We start from the raw sequence: 16,122 nt of genomic DNA, 5'->3' as shown, positions 1-16,122 counted from the left end.
GCTAGATTTTTATGAACTATTTGGTTAATAATCTTGTGTAGTCGGTGTGGCGTCAGTTACATTCTGTGTATCGCTCTCCGCACAAACGTTCAAAGTACGAACAAGTACGCCGAACACCACGTCGCGGATGTAGAGCCCTCCACTTTCGCTTCCACCAGGAGATGAGCATGTCAGCTAGCACGGTCACACCGTCGGGACCTGAGGCAGGGCACTTGCCCACAACAGACACCACCAAGGTCAAACGCGCCGCTACGTCGTCGTTCCTCGGCAGCATGCTCGAGTACTACGACTTCTACATCTACGCATCAGCCGCCGCGCTCATCTTCCCGACGGTGTTCTTCCCCGACAGCGGTCACGCGGCACTGCTCTCCCTCGCGACATTCGGAGTTGCCTATATCGCGCGTCCCGTCGGCGCCGTGGTTCTCGGACACTTCGGCGACCGCGTCGGCCGCAAGAAGATCATGCTGCTGACACTCATCATGATGGGCGCAGCCACCTTCTTCATCGGATGCATCCCGAGCGCCGACTCGATCGGAGTGTTCGCGCCGATACTGCTCGTCCTGATGCGCATCGCCCAGGGCATCTCCGCGGCCGGCGAGCAGAGTGGCGCGAGCTCACTCACTCTCGAACACGCACCGGAAGGCCGACGCGCCTTCTTCTGCAGCTGGACACTCAACGGCACTCAAGCCGGATTCATCCTCGCCAGCCTGGTATTCCTCCCCATCGCGGCGCTGCCCGACGACATTCTCTACACCTGGGGTTGGCGAATCCCGTTCTGGGGCAGCCTGATCGTTCTCATTGCCGCCTACATCATGCGACTCAAGCTCGAAGAGCCCGAAGAGTTCATCGAGCAGCAGGAATCCAAGGCCGTTGCGAAGCTCCCCGTCGCCGACCTGCTTCGCACACACAGCGCAAATCTGGTCCGCGTCATCTGCTGCGCCTTCATCGCCGTCGTGTCGACCATCTTCTCCGTGTTCGGTCTTGCCTTCGCTACCACTGAAGAAGTGGGAATCCCCAAGTCCACGATGCTGTGGGTTGCCATTGCCGCAAACGCTGTCGCACTGATCAGCCAGCCTGCCTGGGCGATATTGTCCGACCGAATCGGCCGTCGACCGCTCTTCGTCGGTGGCGCCCTGGGCAGCGCGGTCTTCATCTACGTCTACTTCGGTGCGATCGCCAGTGGAAACGTTCCGCTCATCTTCCTTGCGGCAATCGGCTTGATGTCCGTCTTCTACGCGGCACCCAACGCCATCTGGCCGTCGTTCTACTCCGAGATGTTCAACACCAAGGTCCGCTACTCGGGTATCGCAATCGGAACCCAGGTCGGATTTGCGCTCGCCGGCTTTGCACCCGCCATCGGCAACGCTCTGATGGGCGGCGACAAGACCCATTGGATGCCCGTCGCAATTCTGACCTCGGTCGCCTGCGTCATCTGTGCGATCTCAGCCTTCACCGCCAAGGAAACCTTCCGCACCCCGCTCAAGGAACTCGGCAACCCGATCTAGTCGAACACCCCACAAACAACTGTGGCCCGGCATCTCGCGAGAGATGCCGGGCCACAGTTGTTTTGACGTTAAGCCTGTTTTGACGTTAAGCCGTCTTGTCGCGGCGTTCGCCGCGCTCCGGCTTACGCGGGACGATAGTCGGCAGAACGTTGTCGATGACGGTCTCGGCGGTCACCACAACCTTCTCGACGTCGTCGCGACTGGGGATGTCGTACATCACGGGGAGAAGAACTTCTTCCATGATGGCGCGCAGTCCACGGGCACCGGTGCCACGGAGAATGGCCTGATCGGCAATCGCGTCGAGGGCTTCCTCGGTGAACTCGAGTTCCACGCCGTCCATGTCGAACAGTCGACGGTACTGCTTCACCAGAGCGTTCTTGGGCTCGGACAGAATCTGGACGAGCGATGCCTTGTCGAGATTGGTGACCGACGCGATCATCGGCAAACGGCCGATGAACTCGGGAATCAGACCGAACTTGATCAGATCCTCGGGCATGACCTCGGCAAAACGATCGACTGTGTCGAGTTCTGCCTTGGAGCGCACCTCGGCACCAAAGCCGATACCGCGCTTGCCTACCCGATCGGACACGATGCGTTCGAGGCCGGCAAACGCACCGGCAACGATGAACAGCACATTCGTGGTGTCGATCTGGATGAATTCCTGATGCGGATGCTTGCGCCCACCCTGCGGCGGAACGCTGGCCTGCGTGCCTTCGAGAATTTTGAGCAGAGCCTGCTGAACACCCTCACCGGAGACGTCCCGGGTGATCGACGGGTTCTCGCTCTTGCGAGCGATCTTGTCGACCTCGTCGATGTAGATGATGCCGGTCTCGGCGCGTTTGACGTCGTAATCCGCAGCCTGAATCAGCTTGAGCAGAATGTTCTCGACGTCTTCACCGACGTAACCCGCCTCGGTCAGGGCCGTTGCGTCCGCAATCGCGAACGGAACGTTGAGCATCTTCGCCAAGGTCTGCGCGAGATACGTCTTACCGCAGCCGGTAGGACCGAGCATCAAGATGTTGGATTTTGCGAGTTCGACGGTTTCGCCGCGGGCATCGCGGCCCTTGTCGCCGGCTTGAATACGCTTGTAGTGGTTGTACACAGCCACTGCGAGCGTCCGCTTGGCGGAGTCCTGACCGATGACGTAGTTCTCGAGGAAATCGCGGATCTCCGCGGGCTTCGGCAGCTCGTCGAGTTTGACCTCACTCGACTCGGCCAGTTCTTCCTCGATGATCTCGTTGCAGAGGTCGATGCACTCGTCGCAGATGTACACCCCGGGTCCTGCAATGAGTTTCTTGACCTGCTTCTGGCTCTTACCGCAGAAAGAACACTTGAGCAGATCCCCGCCGTCGCCGATGCGTGCCATCTCGTGAGGTCCCTACTTCCTTCGTGTACGTGCACTCGCCAGAACGCAGATCCAGAACCAGCCCGTGATGTGACGGTACCCGTTGTTCCGAACCACGGTCGACCTGTTGTCGGCGATTCGTCGACGGATTATCAAGAATATTGTCGGGGAAATAGTTCAGGCATGTCTTCCACCTGGCACTTCCCGACCGATCCGCCTCGCGTCGCGCACCGAATTTCGGTGGTCGACACGAGGCGGAAAACGACTACTTCTGTGCGCTGAGCTTCCGGTACGCCAGAACGTCGTCGATGATGCCGTATTCCTTGGCCTGCTCGGCCGTGAGGATCTTGTCACGATCGGTGTCGACGCGGATCGTCTGCGGATCCTTGCCGGTGTGCAGAGCCAACGTGTTCTCCATGAGACGACGCATACGCTCGATCTCGGCTGCCTGGATCTCCAGATCGGAAACCTGGCCCTGGATACCGCCGGTGGCCGGCTGGTGAATCAGGATGCGCGAGTTGGGGAGCGCAAAACGCTTACCCGGCGTACCGCCGGCGAGCAGAACAGCAGCAGCCGACGCGGCCTGGCCGAGGCAGACGGTGGAGATGTCTGCACGCACGTACTGCATCGTGTCGTAGATCGCCATCAGCGCGGTGAACGAACCACCGGGCGAATTGATGTACATCGTGATGTCGCGGTCCGGATCCTGCGATTCCAGAACCAACAGCTGTGCCATGAGGTCGTTCGCGGACACGTCGTCGACCTGCGAGCCGAGGAAGATGATGCGCTCCTCGAAAAGCTTGTTGTACGGGTCGGACGTCTTGACTCCGTAGCTGGTCTGCTCCGTGAACTGGGGCAGGATGTAGCGCGACTGCGGGCCCGACGGCGCCTGGCCGCCCAGCGAGTTAGCTCCGAAAAGGTTTGTCATCAGTTCTCCAAAGTATGAATTGGGCAGCAATAGGACGGATCAACCGACTCAGTTGCCGGTGCCGCCGGCCTGATTCGCACGAGAGACGACATGGTCGACGAAGCCGTACTCGAGGGCTTCCTTCGCCGTGAACCAACGGTCACGGTCCGAGTCAGCGGTGATCTGCTCGACCGTCTGACCGGTGTGCTGAGCGATAAGCTCGGCCATTTCACGCTTGGTGTGCTTGAACTGCTCGGCCATGATGGCGATGTCGCTGGCGCTACCACCGATACCGGCGGACGGCTGGTGCATCATGATGCGGGCGTGCGGCAGGGCGTAACGCTTGCCCTTGGTGCCTGCCGAGAGCAGGAACTGCCCCATCGACGCGGCGAGACCCATGCCGAACGTCGCGATGTCGCACTCCGCGAACTGCATGGTGTCGAAAATCGCCATACCGGCGGTGACGGATCCACCAGGCGAGTTGATGTAGAGCGAGATGTCTCGCGTCGGGTCCTCGGCCGAGAGAAGCAGGATCTGCGCGCACAGCTTGTTTGCGATGTCGTCGTCGACCTGGGTACCGAGGAAAATAATGCGCTCACGGAGCAAGCGCTCGTATACCGAGTCGCTGAGGTTCAACCCAGCGGTGGCTGAAGTCATGGCGGGACTCTGCAAAGTCTCCAGGTGATTGGAAGTCACGGTACCTGCCTTCTATGTGGATCTTCTTTGCCAAATACGAATTGCTGACACAGACACTAACCAAGTAGGGCGGCACCGGAGTCCCGGTGCCGCCCTACTTCGCTCAAAGCGGAAAACTCATTGCAGCCGATCGCGGTGAAAACACCCGATAACCTGCTTTTTTACTTGTCTTCGCTCTCGGCAGAATCAGACGCCTCTGCGTCCTCGTCAGCCTTGCCGTTACCGAAAAGCTCAGCGGTGTCGACAGCAGCGCCGCTGCTGTCGGTGACGCCGGCAGCCTCGACGACGGCTGCGAGAGCCTTGCCGCGACGGACATCGGCGAACATCGCACCAAGCTGGTTGGCCTGCTGGATCTGCTGGATGAACTGCTCAGGAGCCATGCCGTAACGCTGTGCCTGGAACAGGATGCGCTCGGTGAGCTCGTCCTGACCGACGGTGACGTCGTTGGCGTCCGCGATGGAGTCGAGCAGGAGCTGCGTCTTGACGGAGCGCTCAGCGGCCTCCAACGTGTCCTTGTCGAACTCTTCGCGGCTGCTGCCCTGCTCTTCGAGAGCCTTGTTCAGAGCCTCTTCGTCGTGATCGAGACCGTGAACGGCGTCGTGCAGCGCAGCGTCGACCTCAGCCTTGACGATGGCCTCGGGCAACGGAACCTCGACCGTCTCGAGCAGCTGCTCGAGAACCTTGTCGCGGATCTGGCCGGCCTGCTCGACCTTGCGGACGCGTCCGACGCGCTCGCGGAGGTCTGCCTTCAGTTCGTCGAGGGTGTCGAACTCGCTGGCGAGCTGAGCGAACTCGTCGTCCTCGTCCGGAAGCTCGCGCTCCTTGACCGTCTGAACGGTCACGGTGACAACGGCTTCCTTGCCTGCGAATTCACCGGCGACCAGAGTCGACGTGAAGTCCTTGGACTCCCCCGCCTTCAGGCCGATGATGGCTTCGTCGAGGCCCTCGATGAGCTGGCCCGAACCGACCTCGTGCGACAGTCCGCTGGCGGTAGCCTCGGCAACGTTCTCGCCGTCGACGGTGGCCGACAGGTCGATGGAGACGAAGTCGCCGTCCTCGACTGCGCGGTCGACGCCCGTGAGGGTGCCGAAACGCTGACGCAGCGAGAGCAGCTGCTCTTCGATGGCCTCATCGGTGATCTCGATCGGATCGACCGTGACGTTGATGGAGCTGAAATCCGGGAGTTCGATCTCGGGGCGCACGTCGACCTCGGCAGCGAATTCGAGGACGTCGCCGTCTTCGAGCTTCGTGACCTCGATCTCGGGCTGGCCGAGTGCCTTGACGCCGGCGCTGGTGACAGCCTCGGAGTAACGCGACGGCAGAGCGTCGTTGATGACCTGCTCGAGCACAGCGGCGCGACCGACGCGTGCCTCGAGGAGGCGGGCCGGGGCCTTGCCCGGACGGAAGCCTGGGAGACGAATCTGCTGCGCGAGGGCCTTGTAGGCCTTGTCGAAATCAGGCTTGAGTTCCGCGAAGGGCACCTCAACGTTGATACGGACTCGCGTCGGGCTGAGCTGCTCGACGGTGCTCTTCACGAAACTTCGCTCCTTCGTCTGGTCTTGCTCATAACTGGCTTACTGCAGGTTTTCGGTCTTGCTCGTGTGGTCTTGCACGACACTCCACTCCTGCGTGTGCAGTAGTGGAGTCTCGTATACGTACTTGTCGGGATGACAGGATTTGAACCTGCGACCCTCCGCTCCCAAAGCGGATGCGCTACCAAGCTGCGCTACATCCCGTTACTCGCAAACATGCTTCTTACGAACACGCTCGCGAAAACAGCCGCGTACTTGCGACTGCGCCAAACCTTATCGCGCTCACTACTCTCTCACGAACCCGCCCACCATTTGTACACGGATAGCCGTAAGCACGTGCAGCCTGCATCCGGCTCGAAACTCCGGCCGCACCGGCGCGACCGACCCCTCGACTACACCCTCGCCGGAGATTCCCCTGGTGAGAAGGCTTTCGGCCCCCCGATTATGAAATCCGCACCCGCATTGGGTACAGTTTCGAATCGCAGACGACGAACACGGCGATCCCGAGTTCGCGTGTGCACGGGGATGTAGCTCAATGGTAGAGCCTCAGTCTTCCAAACTGATCACGCGGGTTCGATTCCCGTCATCCCCTCCATCGGAGGGAAACTTCCACAAAGATCCGCATCGGCCTCGCCGGTGCGGATTTTTTGTTGCAGCGATCCGTATCCTGGAGTTGTCCGGATCGATACTGCTCGGAGGCCACCCGTGACCACGATTCTTCTCATTCTCGTCGTTCTGGCTGTTGTCGTGTTCCTGGTCATGAAGAGCCAGCAACGCGGTTCCACCCACAGCGCGACACAACTCGACGACGCCAAAGCTGATGCCAGGCAGGCAATCGAGCGTCTCGGCGGTCAGGTGTACAACCTCACCGGCACCGACGAACCGTCACGGCAAGCACTCGCCGACGCAGCCGAGCGCTACACAGCGGCGGGCTCGCAGATCGATCAGGCAGCTACCCCGGTTCAAGCGCGTCTCGCGAAACAGACTGCGCTGGAAGGGCTTTACTACATTCGCGCGGCACGAGTCGCCATGGGAATGGATCCGGGTCCTGACGTTCCCACCATCGACGGCCAGAAAGCCGCCGGCGCGGTGACCGAGTCCCGCGAGGTCGAGTTCGAGGGCCGCAAGGTCGCGGCATCACCTACCCCGTCGTCGCGTACCCCCAACTACTACCCCGGCGGTCGCGTCGCCGGCCGGCCCGTTCCGGCCGGTTGGTACTCCGAGCCGTGGTGGAAGCCCGCCCTCGTCGCAGGCGCCTGGGGCCTGGGTTCGATGATGCTGTTCTCGACCATGTTCTCCGGGATGGCCGGAGTTCCTTACGGCGCAGAGGCTTTCGCAGCGGGCGGCGATACCGACGCAGATCAAGGCGCAGATGCAGGTGATCAAAGCCAAGGCGACGCCGGCGATCAGAGCTACGACCAAGGCGACCAGGGGTACGACTCAGGTGACAGCGGATTCGGCGACAGTGGATTCGGCGACGGAGGCGGGATGGACTTCGGCGGCATGGACTTCTAGAGCGCCGGCTACACAGCCTGACACACCGGGCACCAGAACAGGTTTCGTGCCTTCATGACGGAATGAAGGACCGGTGACCCGCAGACCCGGCAGGGTGATCCCGCGCGCCGGTAGACGTAGGTGCGCGGACGATCCTTGGCGTAGGCCGGATCGCCGTTGTCGTGTTCGGCCCGCACGACGTGCATTTTTCCGCGTCGCACGCCGACCTTCATGAGTTCGACGAGGTCCGCCCACATGGCAGTCCATTCGTCGTAGCTGACGAGGTTGCCGGGGCGTTCGGGGTTGATGCCGTGACGGAACAGCAATTCGGCGCGGTAGACGTTGCCGACCCCGGCCAGCACTGCCTGATCCATGAGCAGTGCGCCGATTGCCGTCTTGGACTTCGAGATTCGCGCCCACGCCTGCTGCGGGTCCGCGTCGCGGCGCAGTGGATCGGGGCCGAGCCTGGCTTCGATAGCGGCTACTTGCGGCGGCAGCAAGACTTCACAGGCGGTGGGACCACGAAGGTCGGTGCCGAAGCCGGCACCGACCATTCGCATCCGGACCTGCCCCACCGGTTCTTCCATCGGGAGGGCGCTGTCGGTGAACTTTCCGTACAAACCGAGGTGTACGTGGACGATCAGACCGTTGTCGTATGTGTGCCACAGGTGTTTGCCCCAGGCATCCGACGACGTGAGTACATGCCCGTCCACCAGAGCCGCGTCCGTGGCAAATCGCCCCTGCGGGCTGAGTACGCGCACTGGTGAACCGACAAACTTCTTTGCATGCAACCGTGCCAGTCGATGCAGGGTATGACCTTCTGGCACGGGACTACTTCTCGATCAGGCCTGCGGCAATGCCGGTGCGACGCCGGTCTTCTCGTACTCCGAGAGGATGTCGATGCGGCGCTGGTGACGCTCTTCGCCTGACCACTCGGTGGCAAGGAAGGCGTCGACGATGGCAAGCGATTCCTCGAGGGAATGCATGCGTCCACCGATGCCGATGAGCTGTGCCTTGTTGTGCTCGCGGGCCAGCTTGGCGGTTTCGACGCTCCACGCCAGAGCGCACCTGGCGCCGGGAACCTTGTTCGCGGCGATCTGCTCGCCGTTGCCGCTTCCGCCGAGGACGATGCCCAGGCTTCCCTCGTCGGCGACTACCCGCTTGGCTGCCTCGATGCAGAATGCCGGGTAGTCGTCCACGGCGTCGTACTCGTGAGCACCACAGTCGATGGCTTCGTGGCCATTGGCTGTGAGATGTTCGATGATCTCGTTCTTACGTTCGAATCCGGCATGGTCGGCACCCAGGTATACGCGCATGGGGACAATTCTCTCAGGCTCATCCCCCGGCGCGCACCCGGCCCTCACACTGCTGGACTCAGTCGAACTGGGGGTCTTCGTTGCGCGTGCGCTTGAGTTCGAAGAAGTGCGGGTAGCTCGCCAGCGCAACTGCGCCGTCCCACACTCGTCCTGCGTCCTCGCCGCGCGGGATGCGCGAGAGAACCGGGCCGAAGAAGGCAACGCCGTTGACGTGGATGGTGGGAGTTCCGACGTCGGGGCCAACCGCGTCCATGCCGTGATGATGGCTCTCACGCAGGGCTTCGTCGTACTCGGTCGACTCGGCTGCGTCGGCAAGTTCAGCCGGGAGGCCGACCTCGTCGAGTGAACGCTTGATGACGTCGGCAAAGTCCTTGTTGCCTTCGTTGTGGATCTTGGTTCCCATGGCCGTGTACAGCGGCAGCAGGATGTCGTCGCCCTTCAGCTTCGCAGCGGCGATTGCGACGCGCACCGGTCCCCATGCCTTGGTCATCATCTCGCGGTACTCCTCGGGCAGGTCACGTCCTTCGTTGAGGACGGCCAGGCTCATGACGTGGAATTTCGCGTCGATGTTGCGCACCTGCTGCGCTTCGAGGATCCACCGCGAGGTGATCCAGCACCACGGGCACAGAGGATCGAACCAGAAATCAGCTCGGTCGGCACTCTTGTTCTCGACTGCACTCACGTAAACAACTCCCTATCGGTCACGGTCCTAGCGGGAACGAAAAATTGCGTACCCCGCCATGGCAACAATCATCCCCCACCAATCCTTCCCACATACTCCCGAACCACCTTCTCTCACCAGTAATGTCGAAAGAACACGAGTGCGAAGGAGTGGTTCAACCATGAGCGCAAATCGGAGATTCGTCATCATCGGCGGCGGCTTGGCCGGAGCAAAAACTGCGGAGGCCCTGCGAGAGCGGGACTTCGACGGAGACATCGTCCTTCTGAGCGAAGAGGACCATCTGCCGTACGAGCGTCCACCGCTGTCCAAGGAGTTCTTTGCGGGCAAGAAGACCCTCCCGGAATTCACGGTCCACGACGGTGAATGGTTCCGCGATCAGCACGTGGACCTGCGGCCCGGAACAACCGCAACCGCTTTCGACCCCGTTGCGCACACCGTGACTCTCCCCGACGGTTCCACGCTCTCGTACGACAAACTGGCGCTCGCCACCGGTTCGCGTTCTCGGCGACTCGACATTCCAGGGGCGGACGCCGACGGCGTGCACTACATCCGCACCGTCGACCAGGCGTCGTCGCTGCTGAAGGCTCTGTCCGCGGACAAGAAACTGGTTGTGGTGGGCGCCGGCTGGATCGGCCTGGAAATCGCCGCGTCCGCGCGCGGATTCGGTGTCGAGGTGACGATCCTCGAGCATGCGAGTCTTCCCCTCGAAGCAACGCTGGGGCCGGAGATGGGCGAAGTGTTTGCGGCACTGCACCGCGCGAACGGCGTTGACCTACGAACGAGCACCGACGTGAAGTCCATCGCGGTGACAGACGGAGTTGCTTCCGGCGTCACCCTGGCCGACGGCAGCGTAGTTCCCGCCGACGCCGTCCTGATCGCTGTGGGCGCTCTCCCCAACACCGAGTTGGCCACGGCCGCCGGTATCGAGGTCGACGGCGGAGTCCTCGTCGACGCGGGTCTGCAGAGCAGCGACCCAGACGTCGTGGCGATCGGCGATATCGCGGCGGCGACGCACCCGATCCTGAACGCGCGAATTCGAGTGGAGCACTGGGCAAATGCTCTCAACCAACCGGCGACAGCCGCGGACACCATGCTCGGCAAACCGGCAGAGTACGTGCGGATGCCGTATTTCTTCACCGACCAGTACGACCTCGGAATGGAGTACGTCGGGCACGCCCCGCATGGCCGCTACGCCTCCGTCGTCACGCGCGGTGACGTCGACAACCGCGAGTTCCTGGCCTTCTGGCTCGACGGCGACAACAAGGTTCTGGCGGGAATGAACGTCAACATCTGGGATGCCGGTGACGCAATCAAGGAGTTGGTGGCGTCGAGTGCACCGGTGGATCCGAAGCGCCTGGCAGATCCCTCGGTTCCATTGACGGAGGCGTCCGCGATCACGAAGTAGTCCGCCGTGATGGGATGGACGCATAAAGATCCACACCATCGACGAGGAGATCTTCGTGGCCGCACCGAACCTGACACGCGAGACGGCAGCCGAACGGTCAGCGCTGCTGACCGTCGACAACTACCTGATCGAACTCGATCTCACCGACGGCAGCGATGCCCCTGGTGAGGAGACGTTCTTCTCCAAGACCACCGTGACCTTCTCGGCCACAGCCGGCTCGAGCAGTTTCATCGACATCATCGCTGCCCGAGTTCATTCCGCAGTGCTCAACGGCACCCCGATCGATATTTCCGACTACGACGAGGCCACCGGAATAGCCTTGACGGACCTCGCCGCGAGCAACGAACTGGTGGTCGAGGCCGACTGTGTGTACTCGCACACCGGAGAAGGTCTGCACCGCTTCGTCGACCCGACGGACAGCGCCGTGTACCTGTACTCGCAGTTCGAGACCGCCGACGCCAAGCGCATGTTCGCGTGTTTCGATCAGCCGGATCTCAAGGCCACGTTCGATGTCCGCGTCACTGCGCCGACCTCGTGGAAGGTCATCTCCAACTCTGCCGTCGTGGAAACCCTTGCCGCCGATCCCGGCAAGCATGTCTTCCGCACAACACCGAAGATGAGCACATACCTCGTTGCGCTCATCGCCGGCCCGTACGCCGTGTGGACCGACAACTACTCCGACGAGCACGGCAACATCCCCCTCGGAATCTTCTGCCGCGCCTCACTTGCCGAGTTCATGGACGAAGAGCGCCTGTTCACCGAAACCAAGCAGGGCTTCGATTTCTACCACCGCAACTTCGGTGTGCCGTATGCCTTCGGGAAGTACGACCAGTTGTTCGTCCCGGAGTTCAACGCAGGCGCGATGGAGAACGCGGGAGCGGTGACGTTCCTGGAGGACTACGTCTTCCGGTCCAAGGTCACTCGCTACTCGTACGAGCGTCGTTCCGAAACCGTGCTTCACGAAATGGCCCACATGTGGTTCGGCGACCTCGTCACCATGACGTGGTGGGACGACCTGTGGCTCAACGAATCCTTTGCGACTTTCGCGTCTGTGCTCTGCCAGACCGAGGCCACCGAGTACAAGAACGCCTGGACAACCTTTGCCAACGTCGAGAAGTCGTGGGCTTACCGTCAGGACCAGTTGCCGTCCACCCACCCCATCGCCGCCGACATCCCGGACCTGGCAGCAGTCGAGGTCAACTTCGACGGAATCACGTATGCCAAGGGCGCCAGCGTTCTCAAGCAATTGGTGGCCTACGTCGGCCTCGATCCCTTCCTCGCGGGACTGCGGGAGTACTTCCGTGAGCACGCATTCGGCAACGCCACCTTCGACGACCTCCTCGGCGCTCTCGAAAAGTCCTCCGGCCGCGACCTTTCCGACTGGGGAACCCAGTGGCTCAAGACCACCGGCCTCAACATCCTTCGCCCCGACTTCGACGTCGACGCAGACGGAAAGTTCACCCGTTTTGCCGTGTTGCAGGACGGCGCAGCTCCCGGTGCCGGTGAGCGACGTGTTCATCGCATCGCGGTCGGCATCTACGACGACGTCGACGGCAAGCTCGTGCGGAGCCGCCGCGTCGAACTCGATCTCGACGCCGCCGAAACCACCGATGTTCCTGAGCTTCTCGGAGTTCATCGCGGTCAATTGATTCTGCTCAACGACGACGACCTGACGTACTGCTCGGTGCGACTCGATCCGCAGTCCCTCTCGACGGCAATCGACCGCGTCGGCGACATCGCCGAATCACTCCCCCGCACTCTGGTCTGGTCCGCAGCGTGGGAGATGACTCGTCAGGCCGAACTCAAGGCCCGCGATTTTGTCGCTCTGGTTCAGCGCGGCATCAGCGCCGAAACCGAGGTCGGTGTGGTTCAACGCCTCCTGCTCCAAGCACAGACCGCCATCGGAAGCTACGCCGATCCGGTCTGGGCCTCGGCCGAAGGCTGGGCGGACTTCGCCAACCGGCTTCTCGAACTTGCCCGCGAAGCCGAGGCCGGTTCCGATCACCAACTCGCATTTGTCAACGCACTCACCGGAGTTGCACTCTCCCCGTGGCACACCGAGGTCCTGAACGAATTGCTCGACGCCGACCCCGCGACCGTCGGCCTCGACGGTCTGGTTGTCGACACCGATCTGCGGTGGCGCATTGTCGGAGCTCTCGCCGCGGCAGGCGAGGTGGATGCCGAGGGGCTGGAGACCCCGTTCATCGACGCCGAGGCCTTGCGCGACCCGACTGCTGCAGGTGCCAGGCAGGCCGCTGCCGCAGCTGCCGGTCGACCGCAAGCTGCGGTGAAGGAGCAGGTGTGGGCAAAGGTGGTCGGCGACGATTCGGTGCCCAACATCACGGCGCGGTCCATCATCGGTGGTTTCGCCCGCGAAGGACAGGACGATCTCCTCGAACCGTTTGTCTCGCGCTATTTCGACGACATCGCCGGCGTGTGGGAACGCCGCTCGAGTGAGGTGGCGCAGACCGTCGTCGTCGGTCTGTACCCGTCGTGGTCGGTCAGTGAAGAGTCCGTCGCAGCGGCTGATCGTTTCCTCGAGGGCGACATTCCTCCCGCGCTGCGTCGCCTTGTCGTAGAGGGCCAGGCCGGTGTAGTTCGATCGCTCACCGCCCGAAAGTTCGACGCCAGCTGATACACAAGGCCGGTGCCCGCCTCGAGGAAATCGAGGCAGGCACCGGCCTTACTGCAAGGACTGCGAACTACGGCGCAGAGATTGCTGCTGCCATGACACGGATTCCGCTGATCAGTCCGTCGATCAGGTTTCCTTCACTGATGGAGCTCACTGCTGCGGTTGCGCCGAGCTGCGCAACGCGGTCGGTGACCCGATCGGCAACGACGCGGCCACTGCGGACCTCGACGACACGCTGGTTGGGCGATACGGCGATGAGAACCGAACGCTCCGCCTCAGGTGTGGTCGGGAACAGTGCGTCGGCACCGGCGGCCGGGTCTGCGCCCAGGTCGCCGACGTACGCATTGAAACGCACCTTGGTGGAACGGGTGGCCTCGGTCAGCGCGACGTCGAGGGCTACCAGGTCCTTGGTCGTGAACGGAAGGTCGTCAACGAACGGCTCTCCCACACGATGCACGCCGGAGATACGGCCACTGGTCGTGATGACGCTGCCAACTGGCAGGTTTTCGGGCGCTACTGCGACCGCTGTCGAATGATCACCACTTGCCACTTGCGGTTCCTCCAATCAGATCAGCCGAGCCGGCTTCGATCGCGTGTGCGCTGCCGTGGTGACCGCCGCGAACGGTCACTTCGTCGACAGCACTCCACAGGATGGGGGCGTGATCCCACGACTCACCCAGATGGAACGCCGGCGGAACCGGACCCGGCGTCTTCTTCCCGAGGAAGGACGCACCCGCGAAGAAGGCGGTGATCAGGGCCGGGATCCCAACGTATATCAGTACTACCTCGAGAATGCTCACACCAGATAACGTAGCCCAGAACGCCAGGAAGGACAGCGTCAGGGCCACAAATTATCGAGCAATTTGTTCCGGGCAGTTCGAGTCAGGCGGCACCGACACCGAGATACGGCACCCACGACGGGTGCAGTTCCTTGGTTGCGGCCAGCAATCGCCAGTGCGGACCGGAGGGCGGAACCAATTCCGCGCGCAGTGTCCACCCCAGTTCGCTGAGCATCTTGTCGGCTTTGCGGTGGTTGCACGGCGCGCAGCACGCTACACAGTTCTCCCATGAATGCCCGCCGCCGCGACTGCGCGGTACCACGTGATCGATGGTCTCGGCCTTTGCGCCGCAGTACGCACATCGGAAATGGTCACGATGCATCAGTGCCGCGCGGGTCATGGGAATACGGGCGCGGTACGGGACGCGCACATAAGTTCGTAGGCGAATGACCGATGGCACCTGCACCGACCAGTCCGCAGAGTGGACTATGGGTCCGAATTCGTCTTCGTGAACCGTGTCGGCTTTACCGCAGGCCATCAAGACCACGGCCCGTCGTGCCGGCAGGGCCGTCAGCGGTTCGTAGGTGACATTGAGTAGTAGCACTCGGCGTTTGATCCACTCGGGGACCACGTGATCCGTGGCGAACTCGGTGGTCTGACCGAATCCGTCAGGAACAACTTCCAGAACAGCCCCTGACGCGTGCTCATGCCGCGCGTCTGCGCGAGCGATGGCACCACGGCCGCCAGCGGGCTGAAGTTGTCGGTGATTTCGTGCAGCGTGTCGGTTCTTCATACGACCTCCGGGAGACTGCCCCCAAGTTGACCACGGATATTCCGGTTACGCACTCCCATTTCGCACAAAATTGCTCGGATTGCCGGTGAATTTCGGGTGAACGGACCTCCGGTCGACCCGGAAACCGACCACGCCCGCCATCAGGCACAATGGAACACGCCATGAATGACGTACAGCAGACCTTCTACGACGCCGTCGGCGGAGCCGAGACGTTTCACAAGCTCACCGCGCGGTTTTACGAAGAAGTCGCGAAGGACGAGGTTGTTCGCCCGCTGTATCCGGAAGAGGATCTCGGTCCAGCCGAGCGCCGCATGCGGATGTTTCTCGAGCAGTACTGGGGCGGCCCGCACACCTACTCCGACGAGCGCGGACACCCTCGCTTGCGGATGCGGCACAATCCGTTCGTGATCGGCCCGATCGAGCGGGACGCGTGGCTACGCTGCATGCACGTTGCGATCGCGTCCATCGACGAGAAGACCTTGGACGCCGCACATCGCCAACAGTTGATCGATTACATGGAGATGGCTGCAGCGTCCATGGTCAATTCCGCCATCTGAACCGCTAGCGTCTGACCATTCGTCCGAGCTTGCGCACAGCCCGAACACCGAACGACACGCTCGGGTGCAGTGGCACGCTCAGAATCGCGTGTTTGCGGACGTAATCCTCGACGTGCCATTCCGACCAACTGCCGGCGCGGAAGAGCGCGGCGTCACCGACAGACAGAGTGCGCTTCTCGACCCCCGCGGACTCGACCGTCACCGATCCTTCGAGGATCTGAACGATCTCGTCGGCGCTGAAGTACCACCGGAACCGCCCTTTGGTGCAGTCCCACACGTGCGTTGTCGTGGTGCCGTCCTTGCTGGCAGACCATTGCGCGGCGCGGGCGACCGGATCCCCGGAAATGATCCAGTCCGCGTTGATCGGATCGTCGTTCAACGGAAGTTGGTTCAGACTCACTGCTTCGATTGCCGACAAACTCATGATTTTCCCCCCTCGAGAAATCGGTAGCGCAAAGATTGCCGACGGCAGAGTCTTC

At 62.0% G+C, this 16,122-nt stretch carries 16 protein-coding genes and 2 tRNA genes; 6 read left to right on the top strand and 12 right to left on the bottom strand.

Features of this window, described 5'->3' with window-relative positions; genetic code table 11:
* Positions 1-167: 167 nt before the first annotated feature.
* Entirely contained in the window at positions 168-1,505 is a 1,338-nt protein-coding gene (locus tag C7T36_RS17535) for an MFS transporter (RefSeq protein ID WP_033232862.1), read from the top strand.
* Between the two features lie 85 nt (positions 1,506-1,590).
* Here the strand turns inward: C7T36_RS17535 and clpX are convergent, their stop codons facing one another.
* The 5 genes from clpX to C7T36_RS17510 form a co-directional block, all read right to left on the bottom strand.
* Complete coding sequence (gene clpX / locus C7T36_RS17530) at positions 1,591-2,871, bottom strand: ATP-dependent Clp protease ATP-binding subunit ClpX (protein WP_033232860.1); 1,281 nt, start codon at positions 2,869-2,871, stop codon at positions 1,591-1,593.
* 244 nt (positions 2,872-3,115) lie between these two features.
* Positions 3,116-3,778, bottom strand: coding sequence for an ATP-dependent Clp protease proteolytic subunit (locus C7T36_RS17525; protein WP_033232858.1), 663 nt, complete (start codon positions 3,776-3,778; stop codon positions 3,116-3,118).
* Positions 3,779-3,826: 48 nt separating this feature from the next.
* Entirely contained in the window at positions 3,827-4,414 is a 588-nt protein-coding gene (locus C7T36_RS17520) for an ATP-dependent Clp protease proteolytic subunit (RefSeq protein ID WP_007730960.1), read from the bottom strand.
* A 200-nt stretch (positions 4,415-4,614) separates the two neighbouring features.
* Positions 4,615-5,988 (bottom strand): trigger factor, encoded by a 1,374-nt coding sequence (gene tig, locus C7T36_RS17515; RefSeq protein WP_033232854.1) that lies wholly within the window; start codon positions 5,986-5,988, stop codon positions 4,615-4,617.
* A 127-nt stretch (positions 5,989-6,115) separates the two neighbouring features.
* A tRNA-Pro gene (locus C7T36_RS17510) sits at positions 6,116-6,189 on the bottom strand.
* Positions 6,190-6,506: 317 nt separating this feature from the next.
* On the opposite strand from C7T36_RS17510, the gene C7T36_RS17505 reads away from it, so the two are divergent.
* Both C7T36_RS17505 and C7T36_RS17500 read left to right on the top strand, forming a co-directional pair.
* Positions 6,507-6,580, top strand: a tRNA-Gly gene (locus C7T36_RS17505).
* Between the two features lie 164 nt (positions 6,581-6,744).
* On the top strand, positions 6,745-7,500 hold the full coding sequence (locus tag C7T36_RS17500; protein WP_045067886.1) for a hypothetical protein: 756 nt from the start codon (positions 6,745-6,747) through the stop codon (positions 7,498-7,500).
* Between the two features lie 8 nt (positions 7,501-7,508).
* On the opposite strand, the gene C7T36_RS17495 is transcribed toward C7T36_RS17500, so the two are convergent.
* From C7T36_RS17495 to C7T36_RS17485, 3 genes are read right to left on the bottom strand one after another with little or no spacing between them, the layout of a single operon-like run.
* Positions 7,509-8,306, bottom strand: a complete 798-nt coding sequence (locus tag C7T36_RS17495) for an Fpg/Nei family DNA glycosylase (protein WP_033232850.1) — start codon at positions 8,304-8,306, stop codon at positions 7,509-7,511.
* Positions 8,307-8,321: 15 nt separating this feature from the next.
* On the bottom strand, positions 8,322-8,795 hold the full coding sequence (locus C7T36_RS17490; protein WP_033232848.1) for a ribose-5-phosphate isomerase: 474 nt from the start codon (positions 8,793-8,795) through the stop codon (positions 8,322-8,324).
* A 58-nt stretch (positions 8,796-8,853) separates the two neighbouring features.
* Positions 8,854-9,477, bottom strand: a complete 624-nt coding sequence (locus C7T36_RS17485; protein ID WP_033232846.1) for a DsbA family protein — start codon at positions 9,475-9,477, stop codon at positions 8,854-8,856.
* A gap of 160 nt (positions 9,478-9,637) precedes the next feature.
* Between C7T36_RS17485 and C7T36_RS17480 the strand changes: the two genes are divergently transcribed.
* Positions 9,638-10,882, top strand: coding sequence for an NAD(P)/FAD-dependent oxidoreductase (locus C7T36_RS17480; protein ID WP_045066928.1), 1,245 nt, complete (start codon positions 9,638-9,640; stop codon positions 10,880-10,882).
* Between the two features lie 55 nt (positions 10,883-10,937).
* Complete coding sequence (pepN, locus tag C7T36_RS17475; protein ID WP_045066927.1) at positions 10,938-13,517, top strand: aminopeptidase N; 2,580 nt, start codon at positions 10,938-10,940, stop codon at positions 13,515-13,517.
* A 67-nt stretch (positions 13,518-13,584) separates the two neighbouring features.
* Here the strand turns inward: pepN and C7T36_RS17470 are convergent, their stop codons facing one another.
* From C7T36_RS17470 to C7T36_RS17460, 3 genes are all read right to left on the bottom strand, one after another.
* The gene (locus C7T36_RS17470; RefSeq protein ID WP_033232840.1) at positions 13,585-14,064 is read right to left on the bottom strand and encodes a DUF5130 family protein; all 480 of its coding nucleotides are present in this window, start codon (positions 14,062-14,064) and stop codon (positions 13,585-13,587) included.
* Entirely contained in the window at positions 14,051-14,314 is a 264-nt protein-coding gene (locus C7T36_RS17465) for a hypothetical protein (protein ID WP_033233164.1), read from the bottom strand. The genes C7T36_RS17470 and C7T36_RS17465 overlap by 14 nt, the downstream gene beginning before the upstream one ends.
* Positions 14,315-14,396: 82 nt before the next feature.
* Entirely contained in the window at positions 14,397-15,086 is a 690-nt protein-coding gene (locus C7T36_RS17460) for an HNH endonuclease (protein WP_172936716.1), read from the bottom strand.
* 161 nt (positions 15,087-15,247) lie between these two features.
* On the opposite strand from C7T36_RS17460, the gene C7T36_RS17455 reads away from it, so the two are divergent.
* The gene (locus C7T36_RS17455) at positions 15,248-15,643 is read left to right on the top strand and encodes a globin (RefSeq protein ID WP_033233162.1); all 396 of its coding nucleotides are present in this window, start codon (positions 15,248-15,250) and stop codon (positions 15,641-15,643) included.
* Positions 15,644-15,647: 4 nt separating this feature from the next.
* Here C7T36_RS17455 and C7T36_RS17450 read toward each other — a convergent pair whose 3' ends face one another.
* Positions 15,648-16,067 carry a cupin domain-containing protein gene (locus tag C7T36_RS17450; protein ID WP_045066926.1) on the bottom strand — a complete coding sequence of 140 codons (420 nt, stop codon included), beginning with the start codon at positions 16,065-16,067 and terminating at the stop codon, positions 15,648-15,650.
* Positions 16,068-16,122 lie beyond the last annotated feature (55 nt).

Origin of the sequence: Rhodococcus sp. AD45-ID (assembly GCF_003023755.1) — a bacterium.
GTDB classification, from domain to species: Bacteria; Actinomycetota; Actinomycetes; order Mycobacteriales; family Mycobacteriaceae; genus Rhodococcus_F; species Rhodococcus_F globerula.
This window is presented reverse-complemented; position numbering and strand designations above follow the sequence as displayed.

Coding starts and splice junctions, on each gene's coding strand:
- C7T36_RS17535 (WP_033232862.1), top strand. CDS start 168: ATGTCAGCTAGCACGGTCACACCGTCGGGACCTGAGGCAGGGCACTTG.
- clpX (WP_033232860.1), bottom strand. CDS start 2,871: ATGGCACGCATCGGCGACGGCGGGGATCTGCTCAAGTGTTCTTTCTGC.
- C7T36_RS17525 (WP_033232858.1), bottom strand. CDS start 3,778: ATGACAAACCTTTTCGGAGCTAACTCGCTGGGCGGCCAGGCGCCGTCG.
- C7T36_RS17520 (WP_007730960.1), bottom strand. CDS start 4,414: ATGACTTCAGCCACCGCTGGGTTGAACCTCAGCGACTCGGTATACGAG.
- C7T36_RS17500 (WP_045067886.1), top strand. CDS start 6,745: ATGAAGAGCCAGCAACGCGGTTCCACCCACAGCGCGACACAACTCGAC.
- C7T36_RS17490 (WP_033232848.1), bottom strand. CDS start 8,795: ATGCGCGTATACCTGGGTGCCGACCATGCCGGATTCGAACGTAAGAAC.
- C7T36_RS17480 (WP_045066928.1), top strand. CDS start 9,638: ATGAGCGCAAATCGGAGATTCGTCATCATCGGCGGCGGCTTGGCCGGA.
- C7T36_RS17460 (WP_172936716.1), bottom strand. CDS start 15,086: ATGAAGAACCGACACGCTGCACGAAATCACCGACAACTTCAGCCCGCT.
- C7T36_RS17455 (WP_033233162.1), top strand. CDS start 15,248: ATGAATGACGTACAGCAGACCTTCTACGACGCCGTCGGCGGAGCCGAG.
- C7T36_RS17450 (WP_045066926.1), bottom strand. CDS start 16,067: ATGAGTTTGTCGGCAATCGAAGCAGTGAGTCTGAACCAACTTCCGTTG.